Below are 19,656 nucleotides of genomic sequence, written 5' to 3' on the forward strand. Positions count from 1 at the left end.
CATTTGGTATACTATATACTGATTTTCTGCTTATTTTTTGGGGGAGATGCCAGAGAGGTCAATTGGGGCGGACTGTAAATCCGTTGCGTAAGCTTCGAAGGTTCGATTCCTTCTCTCCCCACTAGTTGGCAGTAAAAATATGTAAAGCGGGAGTAGCTCAGTTGGTAGAGCGGCAGCCTTCCAAGCTTCAGGTCGCGAGTTCGATCCTCGTCTCCCGCTCTTTTTCTATAGGGCCGGTGTAGCTCAGTGGTAGAGTGCTTCCTTGGTAAGGAAGAGGTCACGGGTTCAAGTCCCGTCATTGGCTCCATGTTAGAATAGATCTGAGGAAGTTGATTTTAGCGTAGATCCAAAAATTTATATTGGATAAGTTATTTATTTTATTGAAAGTCTTAAAGAATTATAAGCTATGGCAAAAGAAACATTTAATCGATCAAAGCCACATGTCAATATTGGTACAATTGGCCACGTTGACCATGGCAAAACGACACTAACCGCTGCTATTACTACTGTTTTGGCTAAAGCAGGATTAGCAGAAAAAAAAGAGTTTTCAGCTATTGATGCTGCCCCAGAAGAAAAAGAACGGGGCATTACCATTAATACTGCGCACGTGGAATACGAAACCCAAAACAGGCATTATGGACACATAGATTGTCCAGGTCACCGAGATTATGTTAAAAACATGATTACGGGTGCAGCCCAGATGGATGGTGCGATTCTTTTGGTAGCTGCTACAGATGGGGCGATGCCTCAAACTAGGGAACATATTCTCTTGGCTAACCAAATTGGTGTACCTGGTATCGTAGTTTTTTTAAATAAGGTAGATCTAGTAGATGATCCTGAAATGATCGAGTTAGTAGAACTTGAAATTAGGGAGCTTTTAAATGCCTATAATTTTGATGGAGACAATGCGCCTATTATTCGTGGTTCTGCTTTAGGTGCCTTGAATGGCGAGCCAAAGTGGGAAGCAAAAGTTGAAGAGCTTATGGCTGCAGTAGATAGTTATATTCCACTTCCTGTACGATTGGTAGATAAAGATTTTTTAATGCCTGTAGAAGGGGTATGTACGATTACAGGTCGCGGAACAGTTGTAACTGGTAGAATTGAAAAAGGTGTGATTACCACCGGTAGTACAGTTGATATTATTGGTATGGGAGCTGAAAAATTGACTTCTACGGTTACAGGTGTTGAAATGTTCCGAAAAAACTTAGATAGGGGCGAAGCAGGTGACAATGTAGGCCTCTTGCTGCGTGGTATTGATAAGGCTTCTATTCAACGTGGTATGGTGGTCTGTAAACCCGGAAGTGTCAAGCCGCATAGTAAGTTTAAAGCTGAGGTCTATGTTTTAACCAAACAAGAAGGAGGGCGCCATACTTCATTCTTTAACAAGTACAGGCCACAGTGCTACTTTAGAACAACAGATGTTACAGGTGAAGTAAAACTACCGGAAGGTGTAGAAATGGTTATGCCAGGTGATAACGTCAATTTAGAAATTACCCTTATCCATAGTATTGCTATGGAAGTAGGATTGCGTTTTGCCATTCGTGAAGGAGGAAAAACAGTTGGCGCTGGCAGGGTTACTGAAATTCTTGATTGTTAATTAAAAGTTTTATAGAAGTGGCTTGCATAGTATAGTTAAAAGGCTACTTAAATATAATAAAGTAGCTACTAGACTATGTTTTTATCTTAGTTAAGATAAAAAATGTACATGTACAGTCCATAAGTCTCTATTCTGTAATTGTTTGTAAAACACAAGTTTACGTCCGATCATTTCGCTTATCAAACAGATCTTATTCTAAGCAGCATAATTTTTACCTAATTGTTAACTGTAAATAGATAAATACGGGTGTAGCTCAACTGGTAGAGCGATGGTCTCCAAAACCATAGGCTGGGAGTTCGAGTCTCTCCACCCGTGCATAAAATATGTCAAAAGCAAAGCTATTTATACGGAATCTAATACAAGAAGTAAGGTACAAGATTACTTGGCCTCCCTATCATGGGTTACAAAGTAGTTCCCTGCTTGTGCTAGTAGTCTCATTTATATTTGCGCTTCTTATTGGGCTTATGGATTGGTCTTTGAAAAAAGTTTTTATTTGGTTTTATAATCCTTTTTAAAAAATGGACAAATTGAATGAATGCATTACAGTGGTATGTGCTTAAAGTAGTCACTAAGCAAGAAGAAAAAATAAAAGCCAATCTAGAAGTAGAGCTTGTAAAAAACACTTTACAGCATATTGTTGGCGAGGTGTTGATACCTTACGAAAAAGTATATGAAGTCCGTTCTGGCAAAAAGTATGTAAAAAATAGGAACTTATTTCCTGGCTATATATTTTTGCAGGCAGATCTTGCAAACGGCTTATTGGTACAGTTATTAAAAGATATAACAGGTGCCTTGGGGTTCTTAGGTGTGAAAGGGTGGCGTGGCGCTCCTGTTCCATTGAGTCAAACAGAAGTAAATAGAATTATAGGTAAAACCAATAGCCTTGAATCTAATGATTTAAAGTTAAATACTATTTTCTCCCTAGGAGAAGTGGTTGAGATTATAGATGGACCTTTTGCAGGTTTTTCTGGAAAAGTTCAAGAAATTTTTGAAGAAAAGAAAACACTTAATGTAGTGGTTAAAATTTTTGATGAGCGGAGTACACCTGTAGAGCTAAATTATACGCAGGTTAAAAAGCTTTTCTAATGCTTTGTAAATATGCCTGTAAAGCATTTGTAAAATTTATATAATATGTCTAAGCCAGTTTTGGGTTATGTAAAGTTAAGGATTAAGGGTGGCTCAGCTAATCCCTCTCCACCAGTAGGTCCCGCATTAGGTAGTAAGGGTATCAATATTATGGAATTCTGTAAGCAGTTTAATGCCAGAACAAAAGATCAGCAAGGAGAAATTGTACCTGTAATCATTACAGTTTATCAAGACAAATCTTTTGACTTCATCATTAAAACATCTCCTACTGTTGTTGCCATTATGAAGCTTGCAGAAATTACAAAAGGCTCTCCTGAGTCCAATAGGCGTAAAGTGGCCAGTATTAGCTGGGAGCAGATTCAAGAAATTGCAGTAGAAAAGCTTCGAGATTTAAACACCTTAGATATACATGCCGCGATGCGTATGGTAGCTGGAACAGCAAGAAGTATGGGTGTTACGATAGAAGGTATTGCCCCTTGGGTTAAATAAAAGAGATGAAAATGGCGATTCAAAAAAAGAATAAGCATAGTGCAACAGATCATGCTAAAGAAGCCTATACTTTAACTGAGGCTGTTCAGCTCGTGCAAAAAAGTACTTCTACAAAGTTTGATGCTTCCATGGATGTTGCAGTTCGTTTGGGTGTAGACCCTAAAAGGTCTGATCAAATGGTAAGGGGAACAGTTTCTTTACCACATGGAACAGGTAAATCTTGTAAGATCTTAGTTCTCTGTACAGCTGACAAAGAACGAGAAGCTAAAGAGGCTGGGGCAGATTATGTAGGGTTAGACGACTTTATTGAAAAGATAGCAGCTGGGTGGACAGATATAGATGTGATTATAACGATGCCAACCGTTATGGTTAAACTGGGTAGATTGGGTAAAATATTAGGGCCTCGTGGCCTTATGCCTAATCCTAAGGTAGGTACTGTAACCATGGATGTGGCTAAAATGGTTAAAGAAGTAAAGGGTGGAAAGTTAAGTTTTAAGGTAGATAAATATGGCATTGTACATAGTAGTGTAGGTCGTGTATCTTTTCCCCAGGAAAAAATAGTAGAAAATGTGATGGAGCTGTTAAAAGTGATTGTTAAATTAAAGCCTGTCTCCTCAAAAGGGCTTTACGTAAATAGTATTAGTCTTTCTAGCACGATGAGTAGAGGCGTTTTTGTAGATAGGAGTATTGCCGTTGGGCTTTAAAAAAATGAAACGAGAAGAAAAATTACAGGTTATAGAAAGTCTAATAGAAAAGTTTTCTACTTTCGACTGTTTTTATGTAGTAGACGCTATGGGGCTTACTGTAGAACAGGTAAATAAATTTAGAAAAAGTTGTGCAGAACAAAATATAGTCTATCAGGTAGCTAAAAATACCCTGATACAAAAGGCCCTAGAACGATCCGAAAAATGTACCGCCCATTCGCCTGTTTTTTCAAGCGTATTAAAAGGATTTTCAGGTATTTTATTTAGCCATGATAGTGGCCGTGCTCCTGCAAAAATTTTAAAGTCTTTTTTGGAAGCGGAAAAGTTAAACTTGCCTATTTTGAAAGCTGCTTCCATTTATGGTGATTTATTTATTGGGGCAGAGCACTTGCATAGGTTAACAACCTTAAAATCAAAAGAAGAGATTTTGGCCGATATTATCACGCTTTTGAAAGCTCCTATTTTAAATGTGCTGGCTGCAATGCAATCTGGTGAGAAACGTTTGATGGGAGTGATAGAAACTTTTTTGAAAGCATCAACTTAATAAAAAAGTCTCTTTTTTATATTTATCTATATTTTACAAACCTTTACAAATTATGATCGACTTAAAAGATTTAGCAAAAACGCTTGTTAACTTAACGGTTAAGCAGGCATCTGATCTGGCTGATATTATGAAGAATGAGCACGGCATTGAACCAGTTGCCGCAGCGCCTATGATGATGGCTGCTGCACCTCCAATTTCTGTTGAAAACGTGCCAGAAAAAACTACATTTGATGTTATTTTAAAATCAGGCGGTGCGGCTAAGTTAGCAGTTGTAAAACTGGTAAAAGAAATAACAGGTTTAACATTAAAAGAAGCCAAGGAGTTTGTAGATGGTGTACCAGATACGATGAAACAAGGTCTTCCTAAGGAAGAAGCAGAGACTATTAAAAGAAAATTAGAAGAGGCTGGTGCAGAGGTTGAGTTGAAATAGTCAATGGGCGTATATATAATATAATTTTTGCTGCGTTAAAGGTTACCTATTTAGGTCTGAGTGCATATTTATTTGTAATGTACTCCCTTTAGCGCTTGCTTTGCTTCATGTTAATGTAGCTAAAACCGCATTCTAGTTTTGCTTTCTATAAGTTATAAACATGTAGCATCTTCGTAAAGAAAACACAATCTAGTAAACAAAATTGCCATATGCCTTCTGTTGATGCTCCCGCAAACTACACTGATTTGCTTGAAATCCAGTTGCAATCTTTTAAAGACTTTTTTCAACTTGGTATTAGTCCAGAAAATAGAATAAATGAAGGGCTTTATAAGGTTTTTATGGAGCATTTTCCTATTGAAGATTCTAAGCGAAACTATATTTTAGAATTTATTGACTATAATTTAGAGCTTCCTCAATATACGCCTCGGGAGTGTATTGAACGAGGCTTGACCTATGATGTACCTTTGAAAGCAAAATTACGCTTGTTACAAAATGACGAACATACTGGAAAATATGAAGGCGTTGAACAAGAGGTTTTTTTAGGGAATATACCTTATATGACCGATCAAGGTTCTTTTATTTTAAGTGGCGTAGAGCGTGTGGTGGTTTCTCAAGTGCATAAGTCTTCTGGTATTTTCTTTTTTCAAAATAAGCACATTAGTGGTTCGAATATTTACGCTGCTAAGGTAGTCCCTGCCAAAGGTGTTTGGATTGAATTTTCCGTTGATATTAATTCAGTCATGTATGTCTATTTAGATAGGAAAAAGAAAATACCAATTACTACTATGTTGCGTGCCATTGGATATAGTAGTGACAAAGATATTTTAGGTATATTTGGTCTTGCCGATGAGGTAGAGGCAAGTGCTGTAGTATTGGAAAAATGTATAGGCCGCAAATTAGCCGCTCGGGTTTTAAAAATTACAGTAGAGCATTTTGTAGATGAAGAAACTGGCGAAGAATATGTTTCTACCAGACATGAAGTTCTTGTAGAGCGCAATACAGTATTAGATGAAGCAGCTATAGAAGTCATCTTATCTTCTGGTGTTCCGTCTGTTATTTTCCATCATTCAGAAGCAGCTCCTGCAGACTACCAGCTTATATATAATACTTTTGGGAAAGATAGTACCAATGACACTAAGGAAGCAATAGAGCAAATTTACCGCCAGCTCCGTAATGCAGAAGCACCTGATGAGCAAACGGCTCGTGAAACGGTAGAAAGCCTTTTTTTTAGTAGTAAGCGCTATACGTTGGGTGAAGTAGGTCGTTATCGAATCAATAAAAAATTAAATCTGGATATTTCAGTAGAGGCTTCTGTTTTGACCCAAGAAGATATCATACAAATCATTCATTATCTTATTAAGGTAGTCAATGGTAAAGCAGAAGTAGATGATATTGATCATTTAAGCAATCGCCGGGTACGTTCTGTTGGGGAGCAACTTTTTACTCAATTTGGTGTAGGGCTTTCTCGTTTGGCCAGAACGATTCGTGAACGCATTAACATTAGAGACAACGAGCTATTTAAGCCTGCAGATTTGATTAATGCACGTACCCTTTCTTCAGTTATTAATTCTTTTTTTGGTATTAATCCACTTTCTCAGTTGATTGACCAAGTCAACCCATTGGCAGAAATTACCCATAAGCGTCGCGTATCCGCATTAGGACCTGGCGGACTTTCTAGAGATCGTGCTGGTTTTGAGGTTCGTGATGTTCACTATTCTCATTATGGTAGGTTGTGTACGATTGAGACACCGGAAGGTATGAATATTGGTTTGATTTCTTCACTTTGCATGTATGCACGTGTCAATAATATGGGCTTTATCGAAACGCCTTATAGGCGGGTAGAACATGGTAAAGTTGACCTTAGTGGTACCATTTGTTATCTTAGTGCTGCAGAAGAAGAACATGCTAATTTTGCTCCAGCTAATGTACAGTTAGATGCAAATGGTGTCATCTTAGATAACCGAGTCAAAGTCCGAAATGGAGATGAGTATCCTCTGGTAAAACCAGAACAAGTTAATTATATGGATGTTTCGAGCAGTCAGATTGCATCGGTTGCTGCTTCTTTGATTCCGTTTTTGGAGCACAATGATGCCAGTCGTGCCTTGATGGGATCTAACATGCAGCGTCAGGCCGTTCCTTTGGTAAGGCCAGATGTGCCTATTGTTTGTACAGGTGTAGAAAAAAGAGTCGCTAAAGAGTTTAGGGGGTTACCTACTGCAGAAGGTAGTGGTTTGGTTACTTATGTAGATGGTAAAAAAATTGTGGTTCAATATGATCGTTCTGAAGAAGAAGCACTTGTTGCCTTTGATGAAGCCTCTGTAACCTATTCTATGGATAAATTTAGAGGTACCAACCGCAGTACCTGTATTAACCTATCGCCAATTGTTTCTAAAGGCAGTCGTGTAGAAAAAGGCCAAGTGCTTTGTGAGGGATATGCTACTAAAAATGCAGAGTTGGCCCTGGGTAAAAATTTGAAAGTAGCTTTCTTATCTTGGAAGGGATATACCTTTGAAGATGGGATTGTAATTTCTGAACGTATTGTGCGGGATGGCGTTTTTACTTCTATTCATATTAAGGAATTTATTCTGGAAGTAAAAGATACAAAATTTGGTGCAGAAGAGTTGACCAATGAAATTCCAAATGTTAGTGAAGAAGTCATTGCCAAATTAAGTATTGATGGCATTGTTAAAGTAGGTACAGAAGTTAAAGAAGGTGATATCTTGATTGGTAAAATTACCCCAAAGGGAGAGATAGATGTTACGCCAGAAGCAAGACTTTTGAAAGCTATTTTTGGTGATAAAGCAGGCGATGTAAAGAATACCTCTTTAAAAGTCCCATCTGGTATGGAAGGTATTGTAATCGATACTAAAATATTTTCTAGTCCTGAAAGAAATAAGGAAAGTAAACAGAAAGTTAAAAAAGAACTGGAGCTATTAAAAAAGACACATGCTAGAAATTTATTAAAATTGCGTGATATAGCTATTCAAAAGTTATCAGTGGTTTTAGAAGGAATGGTTACCAATGGTATTTATCACCAATTCGGTGATGAAATTATTGCAGAAGGTACGAAACTTACTACTTCACTAATCGCTGAAAAACTCTTCCCTCCTAAAAATATTTACCGTGATGAGTCGCTTTATAATATTCCAGCAGAAGCCAATCTAGTTGGAGACCTTGTACTCAGTAATTGGACTCCTGATTCAGGTAAAAATCATCTAGTCCAGCGTATTTTAGGCAACTATATTAAAAAATGTACGGCTTCTATTGTACGTTTTAAGCGTGAAAGATTTACACTAGAAGCAGGAGATGGGTTACCCAAAGGAGTTGTAAAAGTAGCTAAAGTCTATATTGCAGAAAAAAGGAAGCTCAAGGTGGGTGATAAAATGTCTGGAAGGCATGGTAACAAAGGTATTGTTTGTAAGATTGTACCTCAAGAAGATATGCCATTCTTAGCAGATGGTACACCAGTAGACGTTGTATTAAGTCCACTCGGATTGCCTTCTCGTATGAACTTAGGTCAGTTGTATGAAACTGTGTTAGGATGGGCTGGTGAGCAATTAGGTAAACGGTATATCAACCCTATTTTTGAAGGTATGACCTTAGAGCAGATTTCCAATGAGTTGGATCAAGCCGGCTTACCTGCTTTTGGTAAAACAACGGTTTATGATGGAGGAACAGGTATGCCATTTAATCAAAGTGTTACAGTTGGGGTAGTCTATCTGCTCAAGCTTGCCCATTTGGTAGATGATAAAATGCACGCCCGTTCCACAGGTCCTTATTCTTTGATTACGCAGCAACCATTAGGTGGTAAAGCTCAATTTGGAGGGCAACGATTTGGTGAAATGGAAGTATGGGCATTAGAAGCCTATGGAGCTGCTTATACATTACAAGAAATGCTCAACACAAAATCAGATGATGTAGTGGGTAGATCTAAAGCCTATGAAGCAATCGTTAAAGGGAATAATATTCCAAAGCCCAATTTGTCAGAATCATTTAATGTGTTGATGCATGAATTAAGGGGGCTAGGTCTTGAAATTACGCTTGTATAGTAAATAGCCAGTTTGACATTCCATATCTCACATCGCTTACCAAGTTTAATCGTATGAAGTTTAAAAGAAATAGGCCGCAATCCATTCAATTTTCTGGTATCATTGCCAGTCTTTCTTCTCCAGAAGTTATTTTATCTCGTTCTTCAGGAGAAGTCACCTTGCCAGAAACGATTAATTATAGAACCCATAAGCCTGAAACCAAAGGATTATTTTGTGAGCGCATATTTGGTCCTGTAAAAGATTGGGAATGTCATTGTGGTAAGTACAAAGGCATTCGTTATAAAGGTATTGTATGTGATAGATGTGGTGTTGAGATTACAGAAAAAAAACAACGTAGAGAACGCGTTGGCCACATCGAGTTAGTTGTGCCGGTAACCCATATTTGGTACTTTAGGGTGTTGCCTAGTAAAATTAGTTACTTGCTCGGTATACCTACTAAAAAAGTTGAACAGATTGTATACTATGAGCGTTACGTAGTCATTCAACCTGGTATCAAGAAAGAAGATGGTATAGCGGCTATGGATCTGCTATCTGAAGATGAGTATTTGGCTATTTTAGATGAATTGCCTCCAGATAACCCATTATTGAGCCATTCAGATCCTAATAAATTTATTGCCCTTATTGGTTCAGAAGCTATTGAATCTATCCTAAAAAATATTGATTTAGAAAAACTTTCAGTTGACTTACGCGAGCAGTTACTTACTGATGCTTCTCAACAACGCCGTTTGGAGATTGTCAAAAGACTAAAAATTGTAGAAGGGTTTAGAGATGTCCATAAAAAAGTAGAAAACCGGCCAGAATGGATGGTGATGCGTATATTGCCTGTTATTCCGCCTGAATTACGTCCTCTTTTCTCACTGGGCGGTGGTAAATTTGCTACCTCTGATTTAAATGACCTTTATAGAAGAGTTATTATTAGAAACAACAGGCTTAAGAGATTATTAGATATTAAGGCACCACAAATCATCATACGCAATGAAATGCGTATGTTGCAAGAGGCTGTAGATTCTTTATTTGATAATTCTCGTAAAGTAAATTCTGTTGCTTCAGAGGGGATTCGACCATTAAAATCTCTTTCAGATATGTTGAAAGGGAAGCAGGGCCGTTTTAGGCAGAATTTGCTTGGCAAGCGTGTAGATTATTCCGGCAGATCTGTTATTGTGGTAGGGCCTGAGTTGCAGTTGCATGAGTGCGGTTTACCTAAAGAAATGGCAGTTGAACTATTTATGCCTTTTATTATACGTAGGCTCATAGAACGTGGTGTAGCAGAAACCGTAAAAGTAGCTAAAAGATTAATAGAAGAAAAAGCCGCTGTTATCTGGGATGTACTAGAGAATGTATTGAAAGGTCATCCTGTATTACTCAACCGAGCACCAACCTTACATCGATTGGGTATACAAGCCTTTCAACCTAAATTGATTGAAGGTAAAGCCATTCAATTACATCCTTTGGTATGTACCGCCTTCAATGCCGACTTTGATGGAGATCAAATGGCCGTTCATGTTCCCCTTGGTCAAGAAGCCATTGCAGAAGCTTCATTGCTTATGTTGGCATCGTATAATGTATTGAATCCCTCAAACGGTATTCCTATTACTATTCCATCCCGTGATATGATTTTGGGATTGCATTATCTAACGAAAGGAAGGCGTAGTACTCCAGAAAATGTCGTATTAGGAGAGGGTATGTCTTTTTATGCACCTGAGGAAGTATTGATTGGATTGGCCCATGAAAAAGTGTCTAAGCATGCTTATATCAAGCTTCGTTTGCCTGTAATCCAGTCAGATGGATCACAAGTTTATACACTGATAGAGACTACGGTTGGTAGGGTAGTATTCAATGAGTATTGTCCAGATGGGATGGCATTTATTAATGAAACGTTGAATGTAAGAAACATGCAGCGTATTGTAACAGATATGTACCGTAAGTTTGGTACGGTCGTTACTGTTGAATTTTTAGATAACATTAAAGCTTTAGGCTTTAATAGCGCATTTCAGGCAGGCATGACGATTGGGTTAGATGATGTAAAGATACCAGCTAACAAACATGAATTAATTGACCAAGCTACTGCAGAGGTGGAGTCGATTTGGGGTAATTATATGTTGGGCTTGATAACCGATAATGAAAGATACAATCAGGTTATTGACGTTTGGACCAGAACCAATACCCGTATTACCAATCAACTCATGGAACAGTTGGAGCGCGACCAGGAGACCTTTAACTCTGTTTACATGATGATGATTTCTGGTGCAAGGGGATCGCGTGAACAGGTGCGTCAGTTGGGTGGTATGAAAGGATTAATTGGTAGACCTCAAAAAAGTACACAAGGATCAGTAGGAGAAATTATTGAACATCCTATTATTTCTAATTTCCAAGAAGGGTTGAACGTGATTGAGTATTTTATTGCTACCCATGGTGCTAGAAAAGGGTTGGCTGATACAGCTTTAAAAACAGCAGATGCTGGATATCTCACTAGAAGGTTGGTAGATGTAGCGCAAGATTTAACAGTTATTGAAGAAGATTGTGGCTCCCTTAAGGGTATTACTGTAACTGCTATAAAAGTTGAAAATAAAGTAGTTGAATCGCTTGCAGAACGTATTCTAGGGCGTGTGGTGGTAGAAGACGTGTTGGATCCACAAACAGGTGTCCTATTAATTGCACGTAGCAATGGAATTGATGAGCAGGTTGCTGCCCGCATAGAGCAGACGGGTCTAGAAGAAGTATTTGTACGCTCTGTTTTAACCTGTGATTTGTCTCAAGGTGTTTGTGTAAAATGTTATGGCCGAAACTTAGCCACAGGTAATATGGTATCTGTTGGAGAGGCAGTGGGGGTCATTGCTGCGCAATCTATTGGGCAACCTGGTACACAGCTTACCATGAGAACCTTCCATGTTGGAGGTACTGCCTCTAATGTTACCGTTGATGCTAAGGTTAAAGCAAAATATGCAGGTGTAGTAAATTTTGAAGACTTGATCGTTACAAGTTATGTAGATGCAAACGGACAGACAATAGAAGTTGTTATGAGTCGTTCTGCTGAGTTACAAATTTTAGATGCAGATACAAGAAAAGTATTAACTAGTACCCATTTGCCATATGGTGCCCATCTTAAGGTAGCAAGCGATCAAATGGTAAGTCACGATCAAGAACTCTACCATTGGGATCCGTACAATGTTGTATTATTGGCTACTCAGGATGGGGTAGTCAGTTTCCTAGGTCTTAAAGAAGGCGTTACCTACCAAGAAGAATTTGATGAGCAAACCGGTCGTAAAGCAAAGGTAATGATTGAGTCCAGGGATAAGACCAAACATCCAAGTATCATCTTATCTGATGATGCTGGTGTAACCATTGCCTCCTATACCCTTCCTGTTAAAGCACATTTGGTAGTAGAAGCAGGTGATAAGATAGGCAAAGGAGCAGTATTGGCTAGAGTCCCTCGTATTATTAATCAATCTAGAGACATTACAGGTGGGTTGCCTCGTGTGGTAGAGCTTTTTGAAGCCAGAAAACCTGCCAATACTGCTTTTATCAGTGAATTAAGTGGTGTCGTAACCTATGGAGGCATTAAAAGAGGCAATAGAGAAGTTTTTATTGAATCTAAAGAAGGTATACAGGTTAAGTATATGATACCATTGTCTAAGCACATCTTGGTCCAAGATAACGATTACGTTAAAGTAGGAGAGGTAATCACAGATGGTGCCGTAGCCGCTGCTGACCTTTTGGTTACAAAAGGTCCATTGATTACCCAAGAATATATCATGAATGAGTTACAAAGCGTATACCGTTTACAAGGTGAAAAAATTAACAATAAGCATATTGAAATCATCATTAAGCAGATGATGCGTAAGGTAGAGGTATTGGATCCAGGAGATACTACACTTTTGCATGGGCAAATTATTGATAAAGTTAAATTCTTTAAAGAGAATGATAGAATCCGTGATAAAGTTATTGTGCTCACACTTGGCGATTCTACATTATTTAAGCAGGGACAATTTGTTTCCGCTAGTAGGTTGTTACAAGAGAATGACAAACTTACTCAACAAGGGCTGGTTCCTGTTGAAACTAGACCAGTAGAATTGGCGGTTGCCCAGCCAAAGCTCCAGGGTATTACACAAATTTCCTTGGCTACCGAAAGTTTCTTATCTGCAGCTTCTTTCCAAGAAACAGCTAAAGTATTGAGCGATGCAGGTATTAGTGCCAAGTATGATAAATTAAAAGGATTGAAAGAGAATATTATTGTAGGTCATTTGATTCCTGCTGGAACAGGTATGCGTGCTTATGAACGATTGGTTGTAAGTTCTAAAAGAGAGTATGATGCTTTGGTCTCTGCTAAATCTAGTATAATCACAAGTTAGATCTAAAGCAATCTATAAGCCATCTATATAGCTTTATCAAATCCTTTGTAAAAAAATCATAAAAAACAGTCCTGCTTACAGTTAAAGCAAAGTTAGTGTTAGCTATTCTATACAGATGATTTGGCTCTCTATTTGCAAGTAGTAGCTTTTTTCTGATTATAACTTTTTACAAGGGTTATTTTTTCTTGAAAGGTAATGGTTCCAAATAGCTAAACAAATACATAAAAAATACAAAACAATTTATAATTTTAGATAAAAAATATCCATAGGCCTAGCTATACACCCAGCTAAACAAGTCTAACTAGATTATTAGTCAGCTACTTTTGCTTCATCATACCTTAAATGTTTTTAGCTATGTATTATCTGCATCCTTTAGATGATCGGTAGGTGCTTTAGATGCCAATATATTGATTTGGATTTCTTGTGTAATTTTTTTCATAATTTGTCACTGTTGCTTCTAACAGATACTAATTTTTTAAAAAATTAGCTATTTCTGCTAATTTTTCATCTAATTCCCGCGTTGCATCATGAGAAGAAATATAACCAGGGTATTGATCAAATTTGGTTTTGATCGTGGAGGAAAGCTTCTTCCACGTAGCATCTTTGGTGCCATGCAAAGGGATTAATTTGGCATGTAAGTGGTTTACACCATATCCTTCAAATATAAGAGCTGTTCTAGCAACGGTTGGAAACTTATGAACCAATAGGTTGGATACTTGTTTAGCTGCTGCCATTAACCCATTGATCTCTTCTGGACCATGATCAAAAATATCGCTACTCAGGTGGCGCTTAGGTATTACCACTGTAAACCCGTCTGTATTAGGAAATATAGATAGAAAGGCCATATAATCTACCTCTTCCCACACCTTATGACAAGGTGCTTGCCCAGCTATGATTTGACAAAAAACACATCCTTTTGGAGATAGATCAGTAGGTGCTTGCATATGGATCTTAGTTGGCTTACCTTGGCTTATAATCATTTTTTAACATATTCCAATACAATACAAAGGGGCTAAACGGCTGTTAAACATTTAGACCAATGTGATTCTAAATTTAAGCAACAAATTGAAATGCACCAAGCCTATTATAGTTTCCTGTAAAGATTCTATTGGATAAAATTATAGAGGAAGCACAAAATGAATAGCGTTCAGTTAACACCACCATTGGTTGAACAAACATAGGTGGCATTTTGGATGGCTACTTGTTGTGCTAGTCTTTCCGCAATTTTGTTAAAAGGCTCGATAGTTTGCCCAGATAGGACGCCTACATCTCCCTGTTGGCAAATCATAGGAAGCAATGGAATTTGGCCTAAAAAAGGTATGGATGCCTGTTTTGCCAGTAGTGTGCCTCCATCTTTTCCAAAAATATGATAGAGATGGATCGCATCTGTTTTTTCTGTTGAGAAGTACGACATATTTTCTATCAATCCCAGTATAGGTACCTTAATCTGTTCTTTTTTAAACATAGCAATGGCCTTTATGGCATCTATTAATGCAATTTTTTGTGGTGTAGTAACCACTACTGCCCCTGTAATAGAAACACTTTGTACCAAAGTAAGGTGAATATCGCTGGTACCAGGGGGTAGGTCAATTAATAAATAGTCTAATACACCCCAATTTGCATCTTGTAATAATTGCTTAAAAGCAGCACTGGCCATAGGGCCACGCCATACAATGGCCTCTTCCATATTGGATAAAAACCCAATAGAAAGCAATTTCACCTTATGGCGATTTATAGGTATAATAAAGTTTTTTCCGGACTCTTTTCCTACAGTTGGTTTAGCGGTTTGGCAACCCCACATCGTCGGAATAGATGGTCCAAATATATCTGCATCTAACAGTCCTACAGCTGCACCATGGTTGGATAACGCCAGTGCCAAATGGGTAGCAATTGTAGATTTGCCAACCCCCCCCTTACCAGAAGCAACGGCAATAATATTTTTGACACCAGGTAATATAGAGGAGTTAGAGCGCCCTGAAGTCACTTTTGAGGTGAGTTGAATGCTAATCTCAAAATCATCGGTTACCGTTTCACGAATAGAATGAATACATGCCTGTTTGATCATTTCTTGTAATGGACAGGCTGGGGTGGTCAGTATAATGGTAAAAGAAATGGTAGAACCATTTATATCAAGGTGATCAATCATGCCCAATGAAACTAGGTCTTGCTTTAAATCGGGGTCATCTACTTTACGTAAAGCTTCTAAAACCTTTTTTTTTAAGGTGTTCATGATTATATGTTTTGGTTCATTTGGTTCTGCCGCGTCTATATTTGATTGTATATCGCTTTTCTTTTTGTCTTATATTTTACATATTATTTAGCCATTTTGCTACCAAAATGGTTAAAGGTAGATACCTGTTCTGCAGACTACGTTGCTATTGCTCCAAAATGTTACCCTATTTTAGAAGTTTTTTTCTTTAAGAGAGCAAATTTTATTATTTGTATACATGAGAAGAGGTATGCAACACAATCAAAGATTTAATTTTCAAAGTCGCCTTTAGGAAAGTCAAACCGCTTTAAATCGTCTGCTGTTTCTACATTGGGAAAAATCAGCTTGGCTTCTTCAAGAAAGAGACTTAGGTCGAAATAACGCGCAGAAAAATGCGTTAAAATTAATTTTTGAACCCTTGCTTGTTTAGCAATAGTAGCAGCTTGTTTTGCTGTCATGTGGGCATAATAAAACGCAAGACTTTTATGTTGTTCTAAATACGTGCTCTCACATAATAAAAGCTTGGCTCCTTTTGCTAAATCAATAGCATTTTGACAATATTTAGTGTCGATGACATAAGCAAAAATATCCCCTTTGCGCATTTCGCTTACATCGGAGAGCAAAACAGTGCTCCCATTTAAGCTTAAAACACCTCTTTTTTGGAGATCTCGAACTTGCAGCCCTGAAATATTTTTGGCTTGGAGTTTTTCTTTATCAAATTTTATAGAATCAGCTTCCGTGATGCGCCATCCTATATTATCAACTCTATGATCAAGAAATTTAGCTTCAATTGTAAATTTATCATCTTTGTGCACCACTCCTTCTTTAGAAACCGGATACTCAATGATTGGAATGTCATTTTTATTGGCCGTTCCATAGCGAAGGCGGTCAAAATACAACTTGCCACTTGCTGGATAATAACAATAAATAGGACGCTTGACCCCATCTAAATTGAGACGCATCAATATGGCACCAAGTCCTAGACAATGATCTCCATGAAAATGGCTAATAAAAATTCTTGTAACAGTAGAAGGAGCTATTTCTGCAAAAATAAATTGCCTTTGCGTCCCCTCTCCAGGATCAAATAAAAGCCCTTCTCCATTCCATCGAAGAAGATAAGCCCCATTATTCCGAAATCGAGTTGAATCCTGTGCGCTACATCCTAATATAATTAAATCTCTAATAATCATATGCTTGGTTTTTTGCATTCAAAGTGCTAGCGTCAATTCTAGATAGCTTTGTTGCATAAATAATTTACAATTTGCATTTTCATCGTGATCTATGAAGTATACTTAATTAATTTAGCTCAATTAGTCACTTGTTTGAACAACAAAGATAAATGTATTTTTAGGTATAAATAATATTATTAATACAGCAAAAGATTTATTCTAATGCATACAATAAATTCATAGATTAGATCCGTTGTTATATGTTAAGCTCAAGAGAGGCTAGATGATGGCTTACCTTGTAATAGATCAAAATAAATTTTATGAAAATTTCATACATTTGAGTCATTTCAACTGATCCAGTATTATGCGTGTACTTTTCGTGGTTTGTAGGTTGTAAATAAAATAGTAGCTATTGTTTAATAGCAATAATATATTTATATACAACTGTGGATGTACATGAAGTTTTCGATATAAATTTTAGCTATTTTTTTACTTTTATTTTTATTTTTTATTCTTTATGCCGATTCAGCCGCAAAAAGCAAGCTTTGTAGTTTTTGTATTGCTCTTTTTTTTTCAATCTGTCTCTAATAGCTTTGCTTTAGGAGTAGATTTTATAGAAAGAGCACATTTTAATGAAGATGGATCTGGTAAATTTAGCATTGAAGTAGATTTAACGAAGACCAGTCATTTAATTTCAGTCATTAAATACTTAAGTAAAAATTATGAAGATGTAACCAAAGCTGTTGGTTATAACGCATTTAGTAATGCTAGTGCAAAATTTGAAAAAATAGCAGGTATTAGCCACGTGGATGTGGCCTATAATGAAAAGATGCTCAAATTTAAGTTAGTGTTTAAATTTAATACACTTCAAGCACTTAATAAAGCGATAGGAAAACTTAATAAAGGCTTGGATCCTCCTAAGATTACCTATTTTATTCTTGATGATTTGCTTTTTATCCGAGAGGATCTAAATGGTATTGCAAAGAAGCTACTTTTTTACCAGCAATATGATAATTCCTTAGTTAAAAGTTTGGATTTAGCCTTCTTTTTTAAAGAATCCACCTATACAACTATCTATACTTTCTGTAATACAATTGAGGATTATAGTAATCCACTAAGTGAACTTACTAAAGATAAAAAAACCATACGCGTTACCCATCATGTCTTCGCTCCGGATCAAGTAGAACATGCAATAGGCAATCGGCTTCATTTTACAAAAAAGTAGTTTACTAAAATAAATTTTATGAAAACCAAGTACGCCCACCTGGCAGAAAGAATAGAGGCCTTAAGGGACTTTCTTTGACTATGCTGATAAAAACAGGCAATTACACTGCTTAGAAGAAGTGGTTGCTTCTCCTTTATTTTGGTCAAACCCAGCCGAAGCGCAACAAATTATCCAAAAAATAAAAAGTTTAAAAGAAACCATTGATCAATTCAATACCTTGCAGAACCAATGGGATGAGCTGCTTTTATTAGAATCTTTATTTGAAGAGGATACAATGGCTCAAGAAGAGCTCTCGCTTGTAGCATCTGGACTTGTTACTTTATTAGAAGCTGTTGAATTAAAAAAAATGCTGGCTGGAGAAGAGGATCATTTAAATGCCATCATAGATATAAAGCCAGGTGCAGGTGGAACAGAAAGCCAAGATTGGGCCCATATGTTGGTACGTATGTATACCATGTGGGCAGCCAAACAGGGTTATACCGTTAAAGTAATTCATTACCAGCCAGGGGATAGTGCTGGTATAAAGGCCGTTACGTTGGAAGTAATCGGTTCCTATGCTTATGGATACATCAAGGCAGAAGTAGGTATTCATCGACTGGTACGTCTCTCTCCCTTTGATGCAGCCGGTAAAAGACATACCTCTTTTGCTTCCGTATATGCAGCCCCTGTTATCGATGATTCCATAAAAATTGAAATAAATCCTGCCGATCTAAGTTGGGATACCTTTCGATCTGGTGGAGCCGGTGGGCAAAATGTCAATAAAGTAGAAACAGCAGTTCGTGTAAAGCATATACCAACTGGAACAGTAGTAGAATGCCAACAAGAGCGCTCTCAGCTACAAAATAGAGATAAAGCTTTGCAATTACTTAAATCTAAGCTCTATCAACAAGAACTAGAAAAAAGAAGAGACAAACAACAACAAATACAACGCAGCAAAAAAAAGATTGAATTTGGCGCTCAAATTAGGAGCTATGTACTACATCCTTATAAGGTTATTAAAGACAACCGAACAGGATATGAACGGAAAGATGTAGAAAATGTGCTAGATGGTGCTATTGATGGCTTTATAAAAGCCTATTTATTACAACCTTAAATTATTCTTTGCGTCCTAAAAAGTTTTTTGAAAAAAATGTCTAATTTTTTTGTACTTAAGGGGCAAACGAAAGAGCCTTTATAACTAATATATATAATTGATCTACAGTAACTCTAATCCAGAATTGACCTTAGTAATAAAAACTTTTCTAAATAAAAATTAAAAACAATAAAAATTATTTTCATGCTCATAATCAATATTATATTGATTTAATATTCTTATAAAATTGATTTTAAGCCGTTTTTTAATTATACGTATAAATTTTTTCATATAGTAGTCTTCTACATGGTAATATATTTCGATTAATTTTAATAGATTAACTATAAGTTCCTTGGCGGATTTGGTGAAAAGATAGAGATAAAGATTTAAAACGCAAAGGAGCTTTGTAAAACTTTTTTAATAACCAATCGCTGTATTCAAATTCATAATGAGGTTAATTCCTGGTCAACAAATAGAGAATAAGATGGAGTCAATCAGAATATTTTTTAAGGCTTTATCTTTGGAGATAAAGCCAGGCGCGTATGATAGATTGAATAAAGTGGAACAGGCTACAGATGAAAGCGCATATATCAACAGTCATAATGGAATAGGCTTACCCTATTGTTAGCTATATAGCTATGTTAACCGGTTATAATGGTATGGTTGAATGTCTTCTAAGGACACCTGGTGTAAAAATGGGTATTAAAAATAGTAAAAGGATAACCACGTTAAA

At 37.0% G+C, this 19,656-nt stretch carries 15 protein-coding genes and 4 tRNA genes; 16 read left to right on the plus strand and 3 right to left on the minus strand.

Annotation, left to right across the window (positions count from 1 at the left end):
* Positions 1-40: 40 nt before the first annotated feature.
* The 13 genes from ACRRVD_RS03665 (at position 41) to rpoC (ending at position 13,248) form a co-directional block, all read left to right on the plus strand.
* A tRNA-Tyr gene (locus ACRRVD_RS03665) sits at positions 41-121 on the plus strand.
* 25 nt (positions 122-146) lie between these two features.
* Positions 147-219, plus strand: a tRNA-Gly gene (locus tag ACRRVD_RS03670).
* 13 nt (positions 220-232) lie between these two features.
* Positions 233-307, plus strand: a tRNA-Thr gene (locus tag ACRRVD_RS03675).
* A 99-nt stretch (positions 308-406) separates the two neighbouring features.
* Positions 407-1,597: an elongation factor Tu gene (gene tuf, locus ACRRVD_RS03680; protein ID WP_432461779.1), complete on the plus strand. Its 1,191-nt coding sequence runs from the start codon at positions 407-409 to the stop codon at positions 1,595-1,597.
* Positions 1,598-1,839: 242 nt separating this feature from the next.
* A tRNA-Trp gene (locus ACRRVD_RS03685) sits at positions 1,840-1,912 on the plus strand.
* An 8-nt stretch (positions 1,913-1,920) separates the two neighbouring features.
* On the plus strand, positions 1,921-2,112 hold the full coding sequence (secE, locus tag ACRRVD_RS03690; protein WP_432461780.1) for a preprotein translocase subunit SecE: 192 nt from the start codon (positions 1,921-1,923) through the stop codon (positions 2,110-2,112).
* Positions 2,113-2,128: 16 nt separating this feature from the next.
* Entirely contained in the window at positions 2,129-2,683 is a 555-nt protein-coding gene (nusG, locus tag ACRRVD_RS03695; protein WP_432461781.1) for a transcription termination/antitermination protein NusG, read from the plus strand.
* Between the two features lie 45 nt (positions 2,684-2,728).
* Complete coding sequence (rplK, locus tag ACRRVD_RS03700) at positions 2,729-3,172, plus strand: 50S ribosomal protein L11 (RefSeq protein ID WP_432461782.1); 444 nt, start codon at positions 2,729-2,731, stop codon at positions 3,170-3,172.
* An 11-nt stretch (positions 3,173-3,183) separates the two neighbouring features.
* The gene (rplA, locus tag ACRRVD_RS03705) at positions 3,184-3,876 is read left to right on the plus strand and encodes a 50S ribosomal protein L1 (protein ID WP_432461801.1); all 693 of its coding nucleotides are present in this window, start codon (positions 3,184-3,186) and stop codon (positions 3,874-3,876) included.
* 4 nt (positions 3,877-3,880) lie between these two features.
* Entirely contained in the window at positions 3,881-4,420 is a 540-nt protein-coding gene (gene rplJ / locus ACRRVD_RS03710) for a 50S ribosomal protein L10 (protein WP_432461783.1), read from the plus strand.
* 52 nt (positions 4,421-4,472) lie between these two features.
* Entirely contained in the window at positions 4,473-4,850 is a 378-nt protein-coding gene (gene rplL / locus ACRRVD_RS03715) for a 50S ribosomal protein L7/L12 (RefSeq protein WP_432461784.1), read from the plus strand.
* 209 nt (positions 4,851-5,059) lie between these two features.
* The gene (gene rpoB / locus ACRRVD_RS03720) at positions 5,060-8,899 is read left to right on the plus strand and encodes a DNA-directed RNA polymerase subunit beta (RefSeq protein ID WP_432461785.1); all 3,840 of its coding nucleotides are present in this window, start codon (positions 5,060-5,062) and stop codon (positions 8,897-8,899) included.
* A 53-nt stretch (positions 8,900-8,952) separates the two neighbouring features.
* The gene (gene rpoC / locus ACRRVD_RS03725) at positions 8,953-13,248 is read left to right on the plus strand and encodes a DNA-directed RNA polymerase subunit beta' (RefSeq protein WP_432461786.1); all 4,296 of its coding nucleotides are present in this window, start codon (positions 8,953-8,955) and stop codon (positions 13,246-13,248) included.
* Between the two features lie 467 nt (positions 13,249-13,715).
* Here rpoC and ACRRVD_RS03730 read toward each other — a convergent pair whose 3' ends face one another.
* From ACRRVD_RS03730 to ACRRVD_RS03740, 3 genes are all read right to left on the minus strand, one after another.
* Positions 13,716-14,228 (minus strand): HIT family protein, encoded by a 513-nt coding sequence (locus ACRRVD_RS03730; RefSeq protein WP_432461787.1) that lies wholly within the window; start codon positions 14,226-14,228, stop codon positions 13,716-13,718.
* Between the two features lie 167 nt (positions 14,229-14,395).
* Positions 14,396-15,478, minus strand: coding sequence for an Mrp/NBP35 family ATP-binding protein (locus ACRRVD_RS03735; RefSeq protein WP_432461788.1), 1,083 nt, complete (start codon positions 15,476-15,478; stop codon positions 14,396-14,398).
* A 248-nt stretch (positions 15,479-15,726) separates the two neighbouring features.
* Positions 15,727-16,665, minus strand: coding sequence for a ribonuclease Z (locus ACRRVD_RS03740; protein ID WP_432461789.1), 939 nt, complete (start codon positions 16,663-16,665; stop codon positions 15,727-15,729).
* Positions 16,666-17,143: 478 nt separating this feature from the next.
* Here ACRRVD_RS03740 and ACRRVD_RS03745 point away from each other — a divergent pair, with 478 nt between their 5' ends.
* The 3 genes from ACRRVD_RS03745 to ACRRVD_RS03755 all read left to right on the plus strand — a co-directional run bounded on the left by ACRRVD_RS03745 (position 17,144) and on the right by ACRRVD_RS03755 (position 19,551).
* Positions 17,144-17,851 carry a hypothetical protein gene (locus tag ACRRVD_RS03745; protein WP_432461790.1) on the plus strand — a complete coding sequence of 236 codons (708 nt, stop codon included), beginning with the start codon at positions 17,144-17,146 and terminating at the stop codon, positions 17,849-17,851.
* An 18-nt stretch (positions 17,852-17,869) separates the two neighbouring features.
* Positions 17,870-18,944 (plus strand): peptide chain release factor 2 gene (gene prfB, locus ACRRVD_RS03750; protein WP_432461791.1). Its coding sequence is split into 2 segments (ribosomal slippage): positions 17,870-17,926 and positions 17,928-18,944, totalling 1,074 coding nucleotides; the frame shifts between segments, so codons are not numbered across the junction.
* Positions 18,945-19,371: 427 nt separating this feature from the next.
* Positions 19,372-19,551 (plus strand): hypothetical protein, encoded by a 180-nt coding sequence (locus ACRRVD_RS03755; protein ID WP_432461792.1) that lies wholly within the window; start codon positions 19,372-19,374, stop codon positions 19,549-19,551.
* Positions 19,552-19,656: the final 105 nt, after the last annotated feature.

This window comes from Candidatus Cardinium hertigii (assembly GCF_050864915.1).
Classification (GTDB): domain Bacteria; phylum Bacteroidota; class Bacteroidia; order Cytophagales; family Amoebophilaceae; genus Cardinium; species Cardinium hertigii_D.

Excerpts from the sequence above, each read along its gene's own strand:
- tuf (WP_432461779.1), top strand. The coding sequence starts at position 407 with ATGGCAAAAGAAACATTTAATCGATCAAAGCCACATGTCAATATTGGT.
- secE (WP_432461780.1), top strand. The coding sequence starts at position 1,921 with ATGTCAAAAGCAAAGCTATTTATACGGAATCTAATACAAGAAGTAAGG.
- nusG (WP_432461781.1), top strand. The coding sequence starts at position 2,129 with ATGAATGCATTACAGTGGTATGTGCTTAAAGTAGTCACTAAGCAAGAA.
- rplK (WP_432461782.1), top strand. The coding sequence starts at position 2,729 with ATGTCTAAGCCAGTTTTGGGTTATGTAAAGTTAAGGATTAAGGGTGGC.
- rplA (WP_432461801.1), top strand. The coding sequence starts at position 3,184 with ATGGCGATTCAAAAAAAGAATAAGCATAGTGCAACAGATCATGCTAAA.
- rplJ (WP_432461783.1), top strand. The coding sequence starts at position 3,881 with ATGAAACGAGAAGAAAAATTACAGGTTATAGAAAGTCTAATAGAAAAG.
- rplL (WP_432461784.1), top strand. The coding sequence starts at position 4,473 with ATGATCGACTTAAAAGATTTAGCAAAAACGCTTGTTAACTTAACGGTT.
- rpoB (WP_432461785.1), top strand. The coding sequence starts at position 5,060 with ATGCCTTCTGTTGATGCTCCCGCAAACTACACTGATTTGCTTGAAATC.
- rpoC (WP_432461786.1), top strand. The coding sequence starts at position 8,953 with ATGAAGTTTAAAAGAAATAGGCCGCAATCCATTCAATTTTCTGGTATC.
- ACRRVD_RS03730 (WP_432461787.1), bottom strand. The coding sequence starts at position 14,228 with ATGATTATAAGCCAAGGTAAGCCAACTAAGATCCATATGCAAGCACCT.
- ACRRVD_RS03735 (WP_432461788.1), bottom strand. The coding sequence starts at position 15,478 with ATGAACACCTTAAAAAAAAAGGTTTTAGAAGCTTTACGTAAAGTAGAT.
- ACRRVD_RS03740 (WP_432461789.1), bottom strand. The coding sequence starts at position 16,665 with ATGCAAAAAACCAAGCATATGATTATTAGAGATTTAATTATATTAGGA.
- ACRRVD_RS03745 (WP_432461790.1), top strand. The coding sequence starts at position 17,144 with ATGCCGATTCAGCCGCAAAAAGCAAGCTTTGTAGTTTTTGTATTGCTC.
- ACRRVD_RS03755 (WP_432461792.1), top strand. The coding sequence starts at position 19,372 with ATGAGGTTAATTCCTGGTCAACAAATAGAGAATAAGATGGAGTCAATC.